The organism is Streptomyces sp. NPDC001914, assembly GCF_042891215.1.
Lineage (GTDB): Bacteria > Actinomycetota > Actinomycetes > Streptomycetales > Streptomycetaceae > Streptomyces.
In genome coordinates this window covers 53,149-74,190 of record NZ_JBIASW010000016.1, presented here as the reverse complement: position 1 = coordinate 74,190, position 21,042 = coordinate 53,149, and the positions used below count along the sequence as shown (strand labels likewise).

General features: G+C 72.1%; 6 protein-coding genes. 5 read left to right on the top strand and 1 reads right to left on the bottom strand.

The features are described 5' to 3' along the window. Positions 1–148: 148 nt before the first annotated feature. Positions 149–745 carry a dihydrofolate reductase family protein gene (locus ACFYYF_RS33325; RefSeq protein WP_388781211.1) on the bottom strand — a complete coding sequence of 199 codons (597 nt, stop codon included), beginning with the start codon at positions 743–745 and terminating at the stop codon, positions 149–151. A 434-nt stretch (positions 746–1,179) separates the two neighbouring features. On the opposite strand from ACFYYF_RS33325, the gene ACFYYF_RS33320 reads away from it, so the two are divergent. From ACFYYF_RS33320 to ACFYYF_RS33300, 5 genes are all read left to right on the top strand, one after another. Further along, complete coding sequence (locus ACFYYF_RS33320) at positions 1,180–1,824, top strand: GAP family protein (protein WP_388781208.1); 645 nt, start codon at positions 1,180–1,182, stop codon at positions 1,822–1,824. A 379-nt stretch (positions 1,825–2,203) separates the two neighbouring features. Further along, positions 2,204–3,139, top strand: a complete 936-nt coding sequence (locus ACFYYF_RS33315; RefSeq protein ID WP_388781206.1) for an alpha/beta hydrolase family protein — start codon at positions 2,204–2,206, stop codon at positions 3,137–3,139. A 532-nt stretch (positions 3,140–3,671) separates the two neighbouring features. Next, entirely contained in the window at positions 3,672–4,556 is an 885-nt protein-coding gene (locus ACFYYF_RS33310) for a hypothetical protein (protein ID WP_388781203.1), read from the top strand. Positions 4,557–5,048: 492 nt separating this feature from the next. After that, positions 5,049–6,797, top strand: a complete 1,749-nt coding sequence (locus tag ACFYYF_RS33305; RefSeq protein ID WP_388781200.1) for a fatty acyl-AMP ligase — start codon at positions 5,049–5,051, stop codon at positions 6,795–6,797. Positions 6,798–7,004: 207 nt separating this feature from the next. Further along, positions 7,005–21,002: an SDR family NAD(P)-dependent oxidoreductase gene (locus ACFYYF_RS33300; protein WP_388781197.1), complete on the top strand. Its 13,998-nt coding sequence runs from the start codon at positions 7,005–7,007 to the stop codon at positions 21,000–21,002. The last annotated feature ends 40 nt before the right edge of the window (positions 21,003–21,042 follow it).

The window sequence follows — 21,042 nt, the reverse complement described above, 5'->3', positions numbered from 1 at the left end:
TGAGCCTACGCATCCGTCCGGGGGTCTCTCCCGGCGGGCACGGTGCACTTCAGACGACCCGTCGTCGGGGGCTGGCCTACGGGTGCCTCCTCGGGACCGCCAAAGTGCCCCTCCTCGGGCTCGCCCGGCGCCGCTCGCTGGAACGCGTTCAGTCCTTGGCGCGTGCGTAGGTGAGGAACACCGCGCCGCCCTTGAGAACGGTGTGGTCTTCGAGTGTCCAGGTGCGCGGGTCGAAGGCCGCCTTGCGCGAGAACAGCGGGATTCCGTCGCCCACGGTCACCGGGCCGAGCTTCAGGATCAGGGTGTCGATCTCCGCGTACAGGGAGCCGGCGAGTTCGGCGCCGCCGAGCAGCCAGATGTCCTTGCCGTCCTGCTGCTTGAGCTCGCGCACCGTCGCCACGGGGTCGTCGGCGACCAGTTCGACGGCCGGGTCCGGGCTCTCCGTCAGGGTCCGGGAGAACACCAGGTGGCGGAGGTGGGGGTAGGCGTCGGTGACTCCGGCCGCGAGTCCGATCTCGTAGCTGCGACGGCCTTCGAGAACCGTGTCGAAGCGCGTTCCCTCCGCCGTGACGGACAGCGCCTGCCGGGCCTGTACCGGCAATGTCTCCGGGTACTCGGCCGCCAGGTGTTCTATGTAGTCGGCCGACAGGGGCCAGAAGCCGTTCGGCCCGGTGGGGTCGTCGCCGTCCGGGCCCGCGATGAAACCGTCGAGCGTGGTGGCGATGTAGTGGACGAGTTTGCGCATGCGGAGCCTTTCGCTGTCACGTCGTCGATGTGGCCGGAGCCACCGCAAGGCGTGCCGAGGCGCGGGGCCACTGAGTGATCATGGCATTCGGGCTACGGCACAAGTGCCGTGTCGCCGAATTTCATGAACATTCGCCCGTGCCTCTGCCTCTGCCTCTGCCTCTGCCCGCGCCCGTACCTCTGCCCGTGCCCGTCTCCGGAGCCCCGAGCCTTGCGCTCCTCGCCCCACGCCCCCTCGGGCCTCGGCGGCACCGTGCGACCTTCCATCGGTCACGGGATCCGGCGACACGGGGACACGACCCGGACCTGCTTGACCTGCCGTATCGGCCCCTGCAAAGTCGGCATGTGGCGCAGCGTGAGCGCCGTCCGATTCTGCCGATTGTCCTGCCCGTCACAGTCGGAAGACCGTCCCGACATCGAGGAGCGGCTGATCCGATGGTCCTCGACCTCGCCGTGATCGGTATGGCCATCACCCTGGGGCCTCTGCACAACAGCGCCTTCATCCTGCTGCTCTCCGCGCGGCGTGGCCTCCGCCTGGGCCTGGCGTTCCTCCTGTCGTGGCTGGTCAACCTCATCGCGGTCATCGTCTGCGTGATGCTGCTGACCGGCGGTCAGCCCCCTGAGCACCACAGCACGCCCTCGACCGCGTCGGTCGCCGCGAAGCTGGCCATCGGTGTGGCGCTGGTGATCTACGGCGCGTACCGGCGTCGCCGACCGCCACGCCCGCACGGACCGCCGCGCTGGCAGGCCCGGATCGACGACGCCTCCACCGTCACCGCGGCCGGCCTGGCGTGGCTGCTGCAGCCGTGGGCGATGGTCGGAGCGGGAGCCGCCACCGCGGTCGACGCGAACCTCTCCGCCGTCGAGGACTGGCTCGCGCTGACCGGCTACTGCCTGCTGGCTACGCTCAGCCTCATCGTCATGGAGACGTACGCGCGCTGGGCGCCGACGGCCGCGAACGCCCGGCTGAACGCCCTGCGCAGTTGGATGGACCGTCACCAGGAGCAGTTGATCGTCACACTCTCGCTGGTCCTCGGACTGTGGCTGACGGCCCACAGCATCTACCAACTCGTCGACTGACAGCGGACGTTATCGCCGCGACGTAGGCACGGCTTGTCACAGTCGTTGACATCCGGTGCGGGCGCCTCCACCATGACCGGGTGGTCACATGACCGCCCGGTCATGAGCAGGAACGCTCACGTCCACAACCGCCTGGCTTCGACTCGCCGCGTCCTCGGCAGAGTTCCGCATGCGCTTGGCTGAACTCCGCCCGCAATGGCTCCAATTCGTTTGGCTCGATCGAAGCGATTCAGCCGGGTGCATTCCCTTGATCCACGACCAGGGCGCTTCACGCGCATCCCGTCGGCGTCCTTCTTTCGATTCCGCCGGAGAACACCCGAACAACACGGACATGTACCGCCGCAAATCACTGTTTCGTCCCCACAGAAAAGGTGATGTCGTGTTCCGTACACTCATGCGGTCGATGGCCGCGCTGCTGCTGGGTATCGCAGCCATCGTCACCCTCGCACCGGCCGCCGGCGCTCATCAGCCGACGGCCGCGGTGCAGGCGTTCGACCCCTCCACCACAGGCTCGTTCCCCGTCGCCTACACCGATGTCACGGTGTCGGCCGCGGGCCGTTCGTACAGCGCGCGCGTCTGGTATCCGGGCACGACGGCCGGGGCGAACGCGCCGGTCGCCACCGGAAACCACCCCGGTCTTGCCTTCGGGCACGGCTTCTTCCAGGCCATCACCCAGTACGAGAGCCTGCTCAAGCACTACGCCTCCTGGGGCATCATCACCGTCGTTCCCAAGTCCCAAGGCGGCCTGTTCCCGAACCACTCCGCCTTCGCCGACGACCTGAACGCGGCGCTGACCTGGCTCACCACGCAGAACACGACAAGCGGCTCGCGCTTCGCGGACCGGGTCGACACGACCAAGTACGCGGTCTCGGGCCACTCGATGGGCGGTGGTGCGGCGCTGCTCGCCGCGAGCCGTAACCCTGCCGTCAAGTCGGTCACCACCCTCGCCGCCGCCGAGACCAACCCCTCGGCGGTCACCGCCTCCTCCGTGCTGAGCGCCCCCGCCCAGTTCGTGGGCGGCAGTGCCGACACGATCGCCGGTGTGGCAGGCAACCAGCAGAAGATGTACGACGCCAAGGCGTCGCGCACCCAACTGCGGGTCATCACCGGGGGATTCCACTGCGGGTTCGAGGACAGTTCCGGTTTCGGCTGCGACAGCGGAAGCGTCTCCCGGGCCGTCCAGCTGAAACTGACCTACGGTGTCACGACCTCCTGGCTGCTCTACACACTCGGCCTCGACTCCTCCCTCCAGGATCAGGTGTGGGGTTCCGCCGCCCAGAACCTGGCGGGCGTCGTGTACTCCGCCAAGCCCTGATCCTCGCCTCGCGGGGTGACGCCGACTGGTCGTCCAAGGCCAGCCGGGGGATACGAGCCTGACCGGTCACAGGCCCGAACTCGCCCTTCTCGTCACCCAGATGGGCGCGGACGTCGTCTTCACCCGCACATCACGGACTCGGCGACTGCCCCCTCCTTTCACGGAAACGGGCAGTCGCCGACGCGGCCTGACAGTCGCAGGGAGGCGACGACCGCCTCGGCGGTCCGCGGGCCGGGTGCCATTACGGGTGGAATCGGGGCGGCCTCACCCATTCGATCGCCGCCGCGGAGCCCTCCCGTAAAGAATTGCTGTGCTCAACCCGTGCAGAATTGACGGGAGTTGTGAAAGCCGACAAGAATACGGCTCGCTTCGCCGTGTCTTGAGAGAGCGAAGTGACGCGAGTGACACAGGCGGCCACGTCTTCCTCGGCCATGCCTCATGGCACCCGCCCGTGTCGACCGCTCGCACTCTCCCACCTCCCACACCTTGACCTTCACAGAGGCTCATCTTGTCGCGTTCGCAACAAACAAGAATGCTCGCCGCCCTCGCCGCAACGGCCTTCGCGGGTGCCGTGGTTCCCTTCGTCGGCGCCGGAGTCGCCAGCGCCGCGACGTCCGCCGACTGCCAGTCCGCCACGGTCCAGTACCGCATCGTCGACGCGGACGGAAAGCCCGTGGGCGCCGACTGGTCCTCCCAGGGCGGATTCCACCAGTGGGACTCCGTTCCCGGGACGGTGGAGGTCCGGCTGGCGCCGGGCCAGAGCGTCGGCGACGGCTGCAAGTACCCCGTCTCCCTTGCCGAATACACCACCGAGGGACCGAACTGGTTCGCCTCCGGTCATCAGGGCCTGGTCGACAAGGCCACCGTCTACCTCACCGCCGCGGACGTCGCCGACTCGGGCGACGCCAAGCAGACCTGGCAGAAGCTCGAGGTGCCCACGCCCGACTGCTACGGCCAGATCGACCTGTACGGCGACGACATCTCGTACGACGGGAAGACCGGCGAGGGCCACGGCCCCCTGCCCTACCAGCCCGACAACATCACGACCCCGTACCACCTGATAGCCGCCTGGAACGGTGGCGAGAAGGCGTGCGCCCCCGCGACCCCGGACTCGCCCGCGCCGTCGCCCTCCACCCCCGCCACGCCCGCGACCCCCTCGTCCAGCGAGCCGCCGGCCGACGAGACGACCGAGCCGGCGACGCCCAAGCCGTCCAGCACGCCTTCGACCACGCCGGACGTGCCGCCGCTGACGTCGACGCCGCCCACCACCCCGTCGCCGTCGCCCAGCGAGAGCACGCCGCCGCTGGCCGAGACGGGTGCCAGCGGCCCCATCGGCCCGATCGCCGGGGGCGCGGCGCTGGTGATCGTCGCCGGTGCCGGTGCGTTGGTCATGTCCCGCCGCTCGCGTCGCTCCTGACGTAGCAATCGGGCAACTCCCTTGCCCTGGAGCACTCAACCGGCTCCGCCCGTACGGCATCGACGCCCCCGGCGTCGGCCCACGGGCGGAGCCGTCCCCTTTCTCCGTCGTCGGCCCCATGGGCCGGTTGGCTCGAACGCCGTTCGGAGTGCGTGACGCGGCACACATGTTTTTCCGGTGTACCCCGTGTACCAGCCACTTCGCTGGGTTCATGGGTGGTGACCGACCGTCAGGTCGTCCAATCGCGCATTTAGTACCCGGAGTTACATCTGACTGGTCGATCAGTCTTGCTATCGTGCTACTCGTTGGTAGCAATCCGTAGGGGGCTTCGGGGGGCCGGCGCGTGCAACGCCGCCGCTTCCCGGGCGGATTGGTCGAGACGGACGTTCTGGCAAGGGGGCCAGGCGGACGCGGCATCTGCGCGTACCCATCACGCGGCCTTCGAACTCCAGTTCTTTTCGCTCACTCATCCGAACAGGTGAGACTCCTCTCATGGCTCGTTCCCTGGTCGATCTTTTAACCCTGCACGCATCCCGACAGCCTGACCGGACCGCGTACCGGTACCTCGTCACGGGTGACTGCGACGGCGAGATCCAGGACATCTCCTACGGTCGGCTCGCCGAGCGGTCCCGCGCCATCGCCGCCTGGCTGCAGGAGCGCGGCCTGGCCGGTTCCCGCGTCATGCTGCTGTACCCGCCCGGCATCGAATTCATCTGCGGCTATCTCGGCTGTCTCTCGGCCGGAGTCATCGCCGTCCCCGGACTGCCCCCGCACGGACGGTCGCAGAACCACCGCGCCCTGCTCCGCATGAAGCGCCTGATCGCGGATGCGGATGCCAAGGTCATCCTGGGCGGCCGCGAGGTGATGGCCGCACTCGCCACCATGGCGGAACACCTGCCCGAGCTGGCCGAGATCACCTGCGTCGCCACCGAGGACATCCCCGACGAGGCCGCGGGTTCCTGGCGCGAACCCGACCTCAGCGCCGACTCGGTCGCCTTCCTCCAGTACACCTCCGGATCGACTTCCGCCCCGCGCGGCGTGATGGTGACCCACGGGAACCTGCTCGACAACGAGCGGGTGATCACCGAACGGATGGGTCACACCCCCGACGTCATCGAGGAGTACGGCCATGAGCTCTTCGTCAGTTGGCTGCCCGTCTACCACGACATGGGTCTCATCGGCCCGGTCCTGAACGCGGCCTACCTCGGTGTGACCGCCACGCTCTTCTCCCCGCTGCACTTCCTGCAGCGGCCCGAGCGCTGGCTGCACGCCATCAGCAGGTACCGTCCGCACACCAGCGGTGGTCCCAATTTCGCCTACGAGCTGTGCCTGAAGCAGGCCACACCGGAACTCCTCGACGGCCTCGACCTGAGCCGGTGGAGGGTCGCGTTCAACGGCGCCGAACCGGTGCGGGCCGCGACGCTGCGACGGTTCACCGAGACGTTCGGCGCCGCCGGCTTCCGCCGGGAGGCCCTGTATCCGTGCTACGGCCTGGCCGAGGCCACGCTGATCGTCACCGGCGGCTCGGTGCAGGCCCCGCCCACACTGGCCACCGCCACCGGCACCACCGAGGTCGGGCCGCAGGGCTCCGCACCGGAGGCCAGGTCCCTGGACGCGGCCGCGGTGGGCTCCGGCCGGCCCGGCCCCGGCATCACCGTCGTGATCGCCGACCCCGAACGGCAGAAGGAACTCCCCGAGGGCGAGGTCGGCGAGATCTGGGTGTCCGGCGCGAGTGTCGCCAAGGGCTACTGGCGCAACGCGCTCGCCACCCGGCAGAGCTTCCGGGCCATCCTCGAAGGTCACGAGGGCCGGTTCCTGCGCACCGGCGACCTCGGATTCCTGCGGGGCGGCGAACTCTTCGTCACCGGTCGGCTCAAGGACCTGATCGTCATCGAGGGACGCAACCACTACCCGCAGGACCTGGAACTGTCCGCCGAGATGTCCCACTGGGCGTTGCGGCCCGGTTGCACCGCCGCCTTCTCCGTGGACAGCGGAGGAGAGGGGGAGCAGCCGGTCGTCGTCGCCGAGACGGCCCCCGAGGCGGCGGGCGAGTCCGAGGAGATCATCGATCTGATCCGCGGAGCCATCAGCGAGGCACATGGCCTGCCGGTGCGTGACGTCGTGCTCGTCCACCCGGGCACCATCCCCAAGACGTCCAGCGGGAAGATCCAGCGTGGTGCCTCCCGGGCGGCGTATCTCGACGGCACCCTGTCCCTGGTCGGCGAGCCGGCGACGCGTTGAACTCCCCTCCGGCGGCGCGCCCACGCGCCACCGGAGGTTCAACGGAAGCCTCGGGCAGCCCTGTTACCGCACGGCCGTCCCCTCTCCGCCGTCCGCCGCGTGTCCTGCGCGGTGCGACGGCGTCATCAGCCGCACGCCGCCGTGCGCAACCGTCGCGTCAGCTCTACGAATCCACCTGCGCCCAAGTTCACGAGGACACCAACCCAGATGCCTGCGAACGAGTCCCCGAAGCAGTACTCCGAGATGTCCCCGACCACAGCCGAGGGCGTACGGGCCTGGTTGACGTCCGCCGTCGCCGAAGGGGCCGGGCTCTCCCCGTCCGCCGTCGCGCCGGAGCGGCCGGTCGCCGAATTCGGTCTGGGATCGGTGCAGTTGGTGAGGCTGGTCGCCGGCCTGTCCGAGTGGACCGGGCGGCCTCTCGATCCGTCCGTCGTCTTCAACCACCCCACGATCGCGGGGATCGCCGCGGCCGTCTTCGACGAAAACCCCCCGGGCACGACGGATCCGGGCCCGACCCCGGCCTCCCCGCCGGTCGATCCGGCCGTGCGGAGCGGCGACGACATCGCGATCATCTCCATGGCCTGCCGGTTCCCCGGTGGCGCCGACGATCCGGAGGCACTGTGGCGTCTCCTGGCCGCCGGCGAGGACGCCATCGGCGAGGTTCCCGCCGGCCGTTGGGACACCCGGGGCCTCTACGACCCCGACCCGGACGCGACCGGCAAGGCGTACACGCTGCGCGGCGGCTTCCTGACCGGCATCGACCGCTTCGACGCGGGCTTCTTCGGGATCTCACCGCGCGAGGCCACGGCCATGGACCCTCAGCAGCGACTGCTGCTGCAGACCGGCTGGGAGGCGATCGAGCGCGCCGGGATCGTCCCGGAGACGCTGAACGGCAGCCGGACGGGGGTCTACGTCGGCCTGTACGACAGCGGCTACGGCGCCTCGGCTCCGCTGGACCGGCTCGACGGGCACGTCGGCACGGGCTCGGCGTCCAGCGTGGCGTCCGGGCGCATCGCGTACGCCCTCGGGCTCCAGGGTCCGGCCGTCACGGTCGACACCGCCTGCTCCTCCTCGCTCGTGTCCCTGCATCTGGCGGCCCGGGCACTGGCCGGTGGCGAGTGCGATCTCGCGCTGGCCGGTGGCGCGACGGTTCTCGTGACACCGCGCGGTCACGTCGAGTTCAGCAGGCTGCGGGGGCTGTCACCGTCCGGACGCTGCAGCCCGTTCTCCGCCGACGCGGACGGGGTGGTGTGGGCCGAGGGCTGCGGTGTGGTCCTTCTCAAACGGCTCGCGGACGCGCGCAGGGACGGAGACCGGGTCCTCGCGGTCGTCAAGGGGACGGCGATCAACCAGGACGGCCGCAGCCAGGGTCTGAGCGCGCCGAACGGCCTCGCGCAGGAACGGGTGGTGCGCGCGGCCCTCGACGACGCCGGGCTGCGGCCGGACGACCTGGACTACGTCGAGGCACACGGCACGGGCACACGGCTCGGCGACCCCATCGAGGGCCGGGCGCTCACCTCGGTGTTCGGACCGGGACGACCGGCCGACCGGCCCCTGAGTGTCGGCTCCCTGAAGTCCAACATCGGTCACACGCAGGCCGCCGCGGGCATCGGCGGCGTCATCAAGACGGTCCTGTCCCTCGGCCACGAACGGCTCCCCGCGTCCCTGCACGCCGACACCCCGACCGAACACGTCGACTGGACGGACGGCGGCCTGCGCGTGCACAACCGCGCCGAGGCGTGGCCGAGGCGCGCCGACCGCGTACGCCGGGCCGGGGTGAGCGCGTTCGGGATCAGCGGCACCAACGCCCATGTGGTGCTGGAGGAATCACCGGACGACCAGGCCGGCCCGGACGCGCCCACGACGCGGGCCACGCTCTTCCCCTTGTCCGCCCGTACCCTTCCGGCCCTCCGGGGACAGGCGGCCCGTCTGCTCGACGCGCTAGCGGCGCACCCGCGGCCCGCACTGTCCGACGTGGCCGGAACGCTGGCCCACCACCGCACACACTTCGAGCACCGTGCCGTCGTGCGGGCGGGCGACCACGAGGAAGTGCTCACCGCGCTCCGCGGCCTCGCCGAGGGGACGCCGGACCCCGACTCGGTCGTGGGCCCGCAACAGACCCTCCCGTCGGGCAAGCTGGCGTTCGTCTTCCCCGGCCAGGGTGCCCAGTGGTCCGGCATGGCCCGTGAACTCCTCGACCGTTCAACGGTGTTCGCCGACGAACTCGACCGCTGCGACGCCGCCCTGCGCCCCTTCACCACCTGGTCGGTGGCCGCGGTCCTGCGCGGCGACGAGGGCGCGCCCTCCCTCGAACGGGTCGACGTGGTGCAGCCGGTCCTCTTCGCCGTGATGGTCTCCCTGGCCGCGGTGTGGCGGGCCCGTGGAGTCAGACCGGACGCCGTGATCGGCCACAGTCAGGGCGAGGTCGCCGCGGCCTGCGTCGCCGGGGCGCTCAGCCTCAACGACGCCGCGGCGGTGGTCGCCCTGCGCAGCCAAGCCCTGAGGGAACTGTCCGGCACCGGCACCATGGCCGTCGTCGCGCTGCCGCACACCGAGGTCGAGGCGCGCCTGGCGGACCTCGGCGGCCGGGTGTCCGTCGCCGCCGTGAACAGCGGTCGCTCCACGGTGATCGCGGGTGAGGTCGATCCCCTCGACGCCCTGATCGCCGACCTGGACCGCGAGCAGGTGTTCGTCCGCCGCCTCGACGTCGACTACGCCTCCCACAGCCCCCGGGTCGAGTCGCTGCGCGCGACGATCCACGACGAACTCGACGGCGTGACCACCTACCCGACCACCGTCACTTGGTACTCCACGGTCACCGGCGAGCCCGTCACCCGGGAACTGGAGGCCGACTACTGGTACACGAACCTGCGGGAACCCGTCCGCTTCGCGCCCACCGTGGAACGCATGGCCGCCGACGGCTTCCGCTGGTTCGTCGAACTCAGCCCCCACCCCTCCCTCCTCACCGCCGTGCGCACGGTGGCCGAGGAACACGGCCACGAGGACCTGGTCGCCGTCGGATCGCTGCGCCGCGACGAGGACGGACCCGCCTGCCTGGACCGTGCCGCCGCCGAACTCCACGTCCACGGACGGCGGATCGACTGGCACCGCCTCGCACCCGAAGCGCATGTGGCCGAACTGCCCACGTACGCCTGGGATCCGCAGACCTACTGGATCGAGTCCGAACCCGGGGTTCGCTCCGAGGCGGCCGGTCTCTTCGACCGTGCCGCGCACCCGTTGCTGGGTGTTCATCTGCAGTCGGCGGACGCGACCCGCTGGACCTTCCGCAACGAATGGTCCCCGGCCATCGCCGACTGGCTGCCCGACCACACCGTCTTCGGGCGGACCGTGGTGTCGGGCACGACCATGATGGAGCTGTGCCGTGCCGCGCTCGCCGTCGCCCGGCCGGACGCTCCCGGCGACGTGACCGATCTGCTCCTGCTCGCGCCCCTCGTGCTGCCCGGGACCGGCACGGTCGAGGTGTCGGTCGAAGTGATCACTGCGGGAACCGTGCCTGAGGTCACTGTGCACAGCCGTCCGCGCGGCGGGGACAGCGCGAGCTGGACCCTGCACGCCACCGCGTCGGCGACCGCCCCCGCCCCGGTCACGGGGGAGCAGCAGCCGGTGTGGCCGGAGGCCGCCGAATCCGCCTGGAGTGCGGAGACGTACGAACGGCTCGCGGTGCTCGGTCTCGGCTACGGCCCCTCCTTCCAGGGCGTCCGGTCGGCGGTCACGACCACCGTGGACGGAGAACTCCTGGCCCGGCTGTCCCTGCCCGCCGCGGTCCGCGGCACGACCGATCCGTACCCCGTCCACCCGGCACTGCTGGATGCCGCGCTGCACGTGGCCGCCGCGCTGGACGCGTCCGACGGCCGCGTGCTGCTGCCGGTCGCGGTGGGCCGCTGCGTCCTGCCGCCCGGCGGCGCGAGCGACCTCACGGCGCTGGTACGGCGGACAGGCGGCACGGAAACGGACGTCACGCTCGACGTGACGCTGTGGGACGCCGACGGACTCCCGGCGGGCCGGCTGGAGGACGTACGCCTTCGGGCGGCCGATCCGGCGGACCTGACCAGTGCGTCGGAGAACGGCCGTCACCTGTACGAAGTGGCGTGGACGGCCCCCGCCGAAGAGCGCGCGGCGGAACCGCGTGCCACGTGGGCCGTGCACGGCGACCCCGCGGATCCCGATGTCGCGGCCGCCCTGCGCGGTTTGGCGGCGGCAGGGGTCGAGGTGCGCGCAACGGGTGCCGACATCGTCGTACGATTCTGGCCGCGCCCGGCGGTCGATACCGAACCAGCAGCCGCAGCGCACGAGTTGGCCGCCCTGGCGCTGGCCGAACTGCGCGACCTGATCGCGCCCACGCAGGACCGGCTGCCCTCCCGGGTCCTCTGGGTGACCCGCGGCGCGGTCGCGGCCGGGGCCGGGGACACCGCATCCGGCCTGGCCCAGTCGGTGCTGTGGGGCCTCGCCCGCAGCGCCCGAGCAGAACACCCGCACCTCGGGCTGACCCTGCTCGACCTCGAACCCGACGGTCCCGATCCCGCCGGGCCACTGACGGCGGCCGTCAGCCACACCGGCGAACCCGAACTCGCCCACAGGGACGGCGTTTTGCTCGTCCCGCGTCTCGTGCGTGCCCGCCCGGCGGACGCGCCGCGGAGCCCGGCCGAACGCCCCGACGAACCGGCCGCTCCGACGGACGACCCGACCCTGCGCGCGGTGGCGCCCCCGGCCCTCGTCGGCCGTGAGGTGTCGGCGCCCACCGACGGCACCGTGCTGATCACCGGCGGGCTCGGCGCCGTCGGCCTGCACATCGCCCGGCTCCTCGCCGAACGCGGGGTCCCCCGACTTCTTCTGACCTCACGTCAAGGACCGGCCGACCCGCGTGCCGCCGAAGCCGCCGCAGAACTGTCCGCGCTCGGCACCGAGGTCGCGATCGCCGAGTGCGACGTGGCGGAGGCGGCGGCCCTGGCCGGCGTACTCGCCCAGGTCGGCGACGCCCTGCCGCTGCGCGGGGTCGTGCACTGCGCCGGAATCCTGGACGACGGAGTGGTCGCCGAGCTGACACCCGAACGCCTCGCGCGTGTGCTGCGGCCCAAGGTGGACGGCGCGGCCCATCTGCACCGGCTCACCGCCGACACGCCACTCGACCTGTTCCTGCTGATCTCCTCCGCCGCGGGCGTGTTCGGCAACCCGGGCCAGGGCAACTACGCGGCGGCCAACGTCTTCCTCGACCAACTGGCCCACCATCGGCGGGCTTTGGGCCTGCCCGCCGTCTCGGTCTCGTTCGGCGCCTGGGCCGGCGAAGGCCTGGCCGCCGAACACGCCGACCTGGACCGCATGGCCCGGCTCGGCCACCGCCCCCTCACCCCCGACCAGGGCCGCGAACTCGTCGAACTCGCCCTGCGCCGGGGCACACCGCACCTGATCGCCTCCGCCCTCGACCTGCCCCGCCTGCGGGCGACCGCGACCGCGACGGACGACGGCACGGCCGCCCTCTGGAGCTCGCTGCTGCCCGCGCCCGACACGGTTCGGCGCGGCGGTGTCGGTCTCGCGGACCGGCTCGCCCGAATCCCGGAGGCCGACCGCGCCGCACGCGTCCTGGCCCTGGTCCGCGAGGAGGCGTCCCGGGCGCTCGGCCTGCCCTCGACGGAGTCCGTCCGCCCCGATCAGCCCCTGCGCGAACTCGGCATGGACTCGGTGACGGCGGTCGAGCTCCGCAACCGCATCGGCACCCGGATCGGCGTCAGGCTCCCCGCCACCCTGCTCTTCGACCACCCGACCGCGGCCCGCCTCTCCGCCCATCTGCTGGCCACCGCACTCGCCACGGACGGCCGCACCACTCGCCGCGGCGCACCCGAACCGAGGTCCCCCCGCACCACGTCGGCGGCGTCGGACGAACCGCTGGCCCTGGTGGGCATGGCCTGCCGCCTGCCCGGCGGCGTGAGCGACCCCGAAGGCCTCTGGCACCTCGTCGCCGAGGGCCGTGACGCGGTGGGTCCGTTCCCGGCCGACCGCTGGGACTTGGAGTCGCTGTACGACCCCGACCCGGACGCCCTGGGCACGTCGTACGCCAAGGAGGGCGGCTTCCTCGACGGCCTGGAGTCCTTCGACGCGGGCTTCTTCGGCATCACGCCGAAGGAGGCGGCCGCCATGGACCCGCAGCAGCGGATGCTGCTGGAGACGACGTGGGAGGCGCTGGAGCGCGCCGGCATCGTCCCGGCCGAGCTGTCGGGCGGCAACACCGGTGTGTACGTGGGCATGTTCGGCAGCGACTACCTCTCGGGCACCCGGCTCGACGAACTGGACGGCTACGTCGGCACGGGGTCGGCGCCGAGCGTGGCCTCCGGCCGGCTCGCGTACACGCTCGGCCTGAACGGACCGGCGCTGACGGTGGACACCGCATGCTCGTCGTCCCTGGTCGCGGTGCACCTGGCGGCGCAGGCGCTGCGGTCGGGCGAGTGCGACCTGGCGCTCGCCGGCGGGGTGACGCTGATGGTGACGCCGGGGACCTTCGTCGAGTTCAGCCGTCTGCGCGGGTTGTCCCCGACCGGGCGCTGCCGCTCCTTCTCCGACGACGCCGACGGTGCCATCTGGGCCGAGGGCGCCGGCATGCTCGTACTCAAGCGGCTCGCCGACGCCCGGCGCGACGGCGACGAGATACTGGCCGTGCTGCGCGGTACGGCCGTCAACCAGGACGGGCGCAGCCAGGGCCTTTCGGCGCCGAACGGTCCGGCCCAGGAACAGGTGATCCGGCGGGCCCTGGAGCTGTCCGGTCTCGAACCCGGCGACATCGACTACGTCGAGGCGCACGGAACCGGCACCACGCTCGGTGACCCGATCGAGGCGAACGCCCTCGCCGAGGTCTTCGGCACCTCACGCCCTGATGGCCACCCCCTGTACCTCGGCTCGCTCAAGTCCAACATCGGTCACGCGCAGGCGGCTTCGGGGGTGGCCGGTCTGATCAAGGTCGTGCAGTCCCTGCGCCACCAGTCCCTGCCGCGCACGCTGCACGCAGGCACCCCCAGCCGCCATGTCGACTGGGAGGACAGCGGGTTGCACCTGCTGCGCGAGACGGTCCCCTGGCGCACGTCGGACCGACGCATACGACGGGCCGGTGTGAGCGCCTTCGGGATCAGCGGGACCAACGCGCATCTGATCGTGGAGGAGGCGGAGCCGGCCGACGCACCGCCGGAGAAGGAAACGGCCCCGGGAGCCCGGCTGTTCGTGCTGTCCGGGCGCGGGGAGGCCGCCGTACAGGAACAGGCGGCACGCCTGGCCCGCCACCTGGACGACGACGTCGCCCTGCCCGACATCGCCCACACCCTGGCCCGACACCGCAGCCACTTCGAACACCGAGCGGCGATCGTGGCCGGCGACCGGGACGAACTGCGCACCCGACTCGTCGGGTTGGCGGCCGGACGGTTGCCGCTGACCCCGCCGCGCGCGGAGCCGACCGGCAAGGTGGCCTTCGTCTTCGCCGGACACGGCGGACAACGACCCGGCATGGGACTGGAACTTGCAGCGCAGTCACCGGCGTTCCGTGAGGAGCTGGCCCGCATCGACTCCGCGGTGCGCCGTCAGGTCGGCTGGTCGGTCCTCGACGTGCTGCGGGCCCCGGAGGAGTTCGCCCCGCTCGACCGCACCGAGTACCTGCAACCGGTGCTGTTCGCGGTCAACGCGGCCCTGACCGCGGCCTGGGGTGCGCTCGGCGTCCGCCCGGACGCCGTGACCGGGCACAGCCTCGGCGAGATCGCCGCCGCCTACAGCGCGGGCGCCCTCGGCCTGGACGACGCCGTGGCCGTCGTGACGGGGCGCGCGAAGGCGGTCGCCCCGCTGGTCGGAAAGGGCGGCATGCTCTCCGTGGAGCTGCCGCGTGCGGAGGTCGAGGGACTGCTCGCACCCCACGACGGCCGGCTGTTCGTCGCGGCGGTCAACAGCGCTCACTCCACGGCCGTGTCCGGCGACACCGAAGCGCTCGCCGACCTGCGCGCGCACCTCGAAGCGCGGGACATACGGGTACGGCGGCTGTCGACGCCGTTCGCCTCCCACACCCCTTTGATGGAACCGGTGCGCGCGGACCTGCTCAACGCGCTCGCCGACATTCGGGGCACGCGCACAGCGACCCCGCTCTACTCGACGGTGTCGGCCGAACCGGTCCCCGGCGACCGGCTGGACGCCGACCACTGGTACGCGAACCTCGCCCACCCCGTCCGCTTCGCCGACACGATCCGGCGGATGCTGGACGACGGCTACCGCTACTTCGTGGAGTTGAGCCCGCACCCCTCGCTCACCGCGTCGATCGAGGCGGTGGCGACCGAGGCCGGAATCGACGCGATCACCGTCGGCTCGCTGAGCCGCGAACAGGAAGGACGGGGCGTACTGCTGGACCGGCTGGGGGAGTTGTACGAGGCCGGACACACCCCCGACTGGCAGGCGCTGTTCCCGGAAGGCCGCCGGGTCGACCTGCCCACATATGCCTTCGCCCGTGAACGCCACTGGCGCGCGCCCGTCCTGGCGACCCGGACGGCCGGCGGATCACCACTCCTCGGCACGCATGTCGAGGCCAGCGACACACCGGGCCGCCACCTCTTCCAGAGCGACATCGACCTGCGTGACAGCCGGTTCGCCTACCTCCGCGACCACCGGGTCACCGGCGAGGTCTGGATGCCCGGCGCCGCCCTCCTCGGCCTGGCACTGGAGGCCGCGTCCACGCTGCGGGACGGCGGCGAGGCACGACTGGCCGACGTGAGATTCGCACGGCCCCTCGCGCTCGACGAGCACACGCCCGTACGGCTCCAACTGGTGCTGCAGCCCGCCGACGAGGACGGCTCACGGGACTTCACCATCTCCTCGGCGGCCGTCGGGGAGCTGCGTGCGGCCTGGGAGCGGCATGTCACCGGCCGCGTCGTCGACGGTGGTGCCCAGCCGACGGCCGCCCAGCCCGAATCCGGTGCTGATCTCGCCCTACTGCGCGAGCGGTGCGAGGAAGAAGCCGATCTGTCCGCCGTCTACGCGGGACTCGCGGCCCTGGGCATCGACTACGGACCCGCCTTCCGGCGCCTGGAGCAGGGCCACCGAACGGACACCGCCGCGGTCGGCCGACTCGCCCGGCAGCCCGCCGCCGGTCACCTGCTGCACCCCGCCGTGCTCGACGCCGCGTTCCACACCGCGGCCCTGCCGGCCCACGCGCCCACGGGCCGGGCCTTCGTGCCCGCCGGCGTCGGACAGCTGCGCCACACCGGCAGGCGCTCCGCTCCCGCGTGGGCGACCTGCCGACTACGCTCCGTGGACGGCGACACCGCTCTCCTGGATCTGCGGCTCTGGGACGAGAAGGAACAACTGATCCTGGAAGCGACGGAGTTCGAGCTCGCCGCGCTCTCGCCCCTGGACGGCGCGCTCTTCGAGACCCGGTGGCAACCGCGCCCGGCCGCGCAGGAGCGGCCCGTCGACGGCCCCTGGCTCATCCTCGCCGACGAGACCGGAGTCGCCGACGCGCTCGCCGAGCGGCTGGCTTCGGCCGCCGTCCCCCACGTGATCGCCCGCAGGGGCTCGGCCTTCGCCACCCAGAGCCCCGGCCGCCATGTCCTCGATACGGCAGATCCGGGGCAGTTGACCCGCCTGCTCGACGAGGCGTTCGCCGACGCGCCGCCGGAGCGGGTCGTGCAGCTCTCCGCGCTCGACGCCCCGGCCGTCGTGGACACAGCCACGGCCGAAGAGGCCGCGCGATGCTGCACTTTGAGCACCCTGCACCTGGTGCGGGCGCTCGCCGACCGGCCCCGGAGCCGCGCCCCACGCCTGTTCGTGGTCGTACGGGGCAGCCAGGCCGCCGGTGACAGCACGCAGGTGACGCACCCTCAGCAGGCGCTCGCCTGGGGCTTCGGACTCTCGGTGGCCCAGGAGTACCCGGAACTGTCGACCACGCTGATCGACCTGCCGGACACCAACGGCGACGACGCCCTGTGGACGCAGCTCCGGCAAGCGGACGACGAACGCCTCGTCGCACTGCGGGAATCGGGACGGCTGGTGCCCCGGCTGGCACGCACCCGCCCGGACGACGGCGGTCAGGGCGGCGTCAGCGCCAGCCGTGTTAAGGACGCCATCGCCGCGGACGAGCCGCACGACGGTAGGGGCGCCGACGGGATCGGCTCCGACGGCGTGCACCTGGTCACCGGCGGGCTGGGCGGCCTCGGCCGCGTCGTCGCCGAGCGCCTGGTCCGCAGGGGCGCCCGTCGACTCGCCCTGCTGAGCCGGAGCGGACCCGACGCGGTCGCGCAGAGCTGGATCAGGGGGATCGAGGCACGCGGCGTGACCGTGCACCTCGCCCGCGCCGACGTCGCCGACCGTACCGCGCTGACCGCCGCCCTGGACGCGGTACGACAAGAGGCCGGACCGATCGCCACGGTCGTCCACACCGCAGGCGTCCTCGACGACGCCACCGTGGCGAACCTGACCGACGAACGCGTCCTGCGCGTGCTCGCCCCCAAGGTCCTGGGCACCACCCTGCTCACCGAACTGACCCCGGAGGCCGAGAGGTTCGTCCTCTTCGCCTCCGCGGCCGGCGTCCTCGGCTCGGCCGGCCAGAGCCCGTACGCGGCGGCCAACGCCTACCTCGATGCGTGGGCACACCACCTCTCCCGCACCGGCCGCCACGCCCTCAGCCTGGACTGGGGCGCCTGGGCGGAGGTCGGCATGGTCGCCGGCGCCGGCACCCGGGCGGCCGAGACCAGCCGTTCGGGACTCATCGCCTTCACCCCGGCCGAAGGCGGCGACCTGTTCGAGCGGGTGCTCGCCACCTCCCGCCGCCAGCTCGCCCCCCTCGCCCTGGACCTCACGGCACTGGAACTCGACCCGGACGCGGCCCGCACCCGACCGATCCTGGCCGACCTGATCACCGTCGCCGCGGGCCCCGCGAGCGCGGACGACCTCGTCGCATGGGTCTTCGCGGCGACGACCGACCAGGACCGGGCCACACGCCTCGAAGCGTATGTACGGGCCAAGGTCGGCCAGGTCTCCGGAGGCGCCGTGGAGGTGTCCGCGAACACGGCCCTCAAGGAACTGGGCCTGGACTCGCTCATGCTGGTCCGGCTGCGCAACGCCTTCACCCGCGAGCTGGGCGCCGAACTCCCGGCCGCCGCGGTCTTCTCGGCGTCCGACATCAGGGGCCTCGCGCGGGCCCTGGGCGAGGTGCTGCCCGAACGCGACACCGTGCCACGAACCGAGGAGCCACGGTCCGACGCCCCCTCCGAGGTGCCGCCGAGCGAGCTGCGGCCAGCGACCCGTGACGTCGTACGGCTGTTGCGCAGCGCGCAGCCGGGCATGCCGGACGCGGCACACGCGGTGGGCCTGGCCGTCCGGCTCACCACGCCCACCACACGCGAAACACTCACCGACATCGTCACCCGGCTCGCCGGGCGGCACGCCGCCCTGCGCACGGCGATCGACGGAGGCGACGGACGAAGCCGACAGCTTCGTGTGGAGCGGGAGCCCTCCGAGCCTCTGCTGCGCTGGACGGAGCTGCCCGCCGACGCCGATGCGGACGCGGACGGCCGGCTCTCCCGGATGCTGGAGCCGCCGTTCGACCTGGCGAGGACACCACTGTGGCGGTTCGAACTGCTCGACGCCGGCACACGAGGCCAGACGCTGGTGTTCGGCGCGCACCACGCGGTGAGTGATCTGCAGTCGCTGCTGCTCGTCGCGGGGGAGATCGACGCCGAACTCTCCGGCACGCCACTCGGCGACGCCGTCACCAACCGTGACATCGACCTGCTCATCGAGGCCCAGCGCGCCGGTGACGGCTCCGGCGCCGCCGACTCCGAATGGCGCGAGGCCTTCCACGGCAGTGGGCGTCTCGACCTGACGCTCGCCCGGCCGCGCCCGCAGACGCGTTCATACCGGGCCGGAAGCGTGACCGTGGCGATCCCCGACGGACTGATGGAGCGGGTGTCGGCGGCCGCGAGCGGGCTCGCCGTCACACCCGCGGCCTTCTGTCTCGGCACCTTGACCGTGCTGCTGGCGCGGATGCGTGAGCGGGAGCGGTTCGTGCTCGCCGTGCCCGTCGACACGCGCATCCACGCCGACGCGTACGACGCGGTGGGCTTCTTCGGGGTGCCGGTGCCGTTCCCGGCACAGGCCGAGGCGGGGGAGCGGGTCGGAGACGTGCTGCGGCGCACGGACGCGCGCTTGAACCGGGTCCTCGCGAAGGGGGCCATGTTCTCGGACGTGCTGGCGACATTGGCCCGCCAGGGACTGCACCGGCCGAACGCCCCGCTGGTGGAGGTGTACTTCAACTACGTACGCTCCTCGGCGGCCCGCCTCGGCCGGCTGGAGGTGCTGCCCGCGGGGACGGGATACTCCGACCTCGACCTCATGGTCACCATGACCCCCGACGCGAATCGCGTCAGGCTCGACCACAACCTAGACATCCTGGACGCGGCGACCACCACTGAGCTGGCGGAGGAATTCCTGCGGCTGCTCGCGGAGACCGCCGACGATCCGACGGCGGCCGTCCGGACGAGCGCGACCCCGTTCGAACAGGGCCCCGTCCGCCAACCGCGCCGCTCGCTCGCCCTCGCCGCCTCCTTCGCGCTCGGCAATCTGCCGCTGCTGTGCGAGGCGGCGATCGGGGAGGGCGCCCGAGCAGGAGCAGGAGCAGGAGCAGGAGCAGGAGCAGGAGCAGGAACGGGAGCGGGGGAGCGGGCGCGGGACGAGGGCCTGACGGTGGCGGAAGCTCCGTACCACCAGGTGCTCGCCGCCCTGCGGGATCCCTCGGGCGTCCTCAGCGATCCCACGACGGCCGTGGGCGTGGTGCTGCTGCGGGCCGTGGACCTGGAACGGTTCGGCCCGCTCACCGACGAGGTCCTGACCGAACTGCGCACCGAGTACCCCGCCGCTCTGCGCGCGCTGTCCGAGCGGACCCGCAGACCCCTGATCGTCGGCATCCTGCCCTCGGCGCGAACGAACGACCGCTTCGCGCGATGGGAGAGCGCCCTCGTCGCCCAACTGGCCGACGCGCCCGGCATCGCGGTGCTCGGCCCGGACGACTGGACGCGCCATCACGCCGTCGCGGAACGCTTCGACGAACGGACCGAGCGGCTGGCCCATCTCCCCTTCACCCCGCACTTCCAGGCGGCGGTGGCCCTGCGCCTGGCCCAGGTGGTACGAGCGGTCCTGCGCCCCGCGCCGAAGGTGATCGCGGTCGACGGCGACGAGACCCTGTGGGGCGGGGTCGCCGGGGAGATCGGTCCCGAGTCGGTGGACCTGACCGGACCGCGCGCCCTGCTGGCACAAAGGCTCCTGCGATGGCGTTCCGCGGGCGCGTTGCTCGCCCTGGTCAGCAACAACGACGAGGACACCGTACGAGCCGTCCTGGACCGTCCGGACAGCGCGCTGAGGGCGGAACACTTCAGCGTCCTCTCCGCGGGCTGGGGCCCGAAGCCCGACCGGCTCACGGACGCGGCACGCACCCTCAACCTCGGGCTGGACAGCTTCCTGTTCCTCGACGACAACCCGGTCGAGGTCGAGGGAGTGCGGTCGACCCTGCCCGAGGTGCTGTCCCTGACCTGCCCTCCGGCAGCCGAACTGGAGGACTTCCTGGGCCGGTTGTGGCCGCTCGTTCCGGCGGCGGCCACGGCCGAGGACGCACTGCGGGCCGGGTTCTATGCCCAGGAGCGGGAACGGGACGCCGTGCGCGAACAGGCCGGATTCGAGGAGTTCCTGGACCGGTTGGAGCTGGAGGTCGACATCCGCGCCCTGTCCGACGCCGATGTCGAACGGGCCGAACAACTCGTCCGCCGCACCAACCAGTTCACTCTCCGCCCCCGCTCCGCCGACGGCGGCGATCTGGCGCGATGGCTGGCGGACGGCGAGGTGTGGACGGCCGCGGCACGGGACCGCTTCGGCGACTACGGCCAGATCGGCCTGCTGGCCGTGCGCGCGGACGGCGGTCAACTCGACGTCCTGGCCTGGAAGCTGAGCTGCCGCGCGCTCGGCCGGGGCGTCGAGGAACGGCTGTTGTGCTGGCTGGCCGACCACGCCGAGCGTCTGGGCTGCACGAAGGTCCGGCTGACGGCCGAGCGCACCGACCGCAACGTACCGGCGCGGCGTCTGCTGGCCGCGCTCGGTGGCGGTGACCAGGACGACGAGCGGCTGGAGGCCGTGGTCACGCCGGAGCAGCTGCGGGCCTTCCGCTCCTGGCGTCGGGGGTGAACCGGACGGCGACTCGACCTGCCGAGGCAGCACGGAAAAG

Coding starts and splice junctions, on each gene's coding strand:
- ACFYYF_RS33300 (WP_388781197.1), top strand. CDS start 7,005: ATGCCTGCGAACGAGTCCCCGAAGCAGTACTCCGAGATGTCCCCGACC.
- ACFYYF_RS33325 (WP_388781211.1), bottom strand. CDS start 745: ATGCGCAAACTCGTCCACTACATCGCCACCACGCTCGACGGTTTCATC.
- ACFYYF_RS33310 (WP_388781203.1), top strand. CDS start 3,672: ATGCTCGCCGCCCTCGCCGCAACGGCCTTCGCGGGTGCCGTGGTTCCC.
- ACFYYF_RS33305 (WP_388781200.1), top strand. CDS start 5,049: ATGGCTCGTTCCCTGGTCGATCTTTTAACCCTGCACGCATCCCGACAG.
- ACFYYF_RS33320 (WP_388781208.1), top strand. CDS start 1,180: ATGGTCCTCGACCTCGCCGTGATCGGTATGGCCATCACCCTGGGGCCT.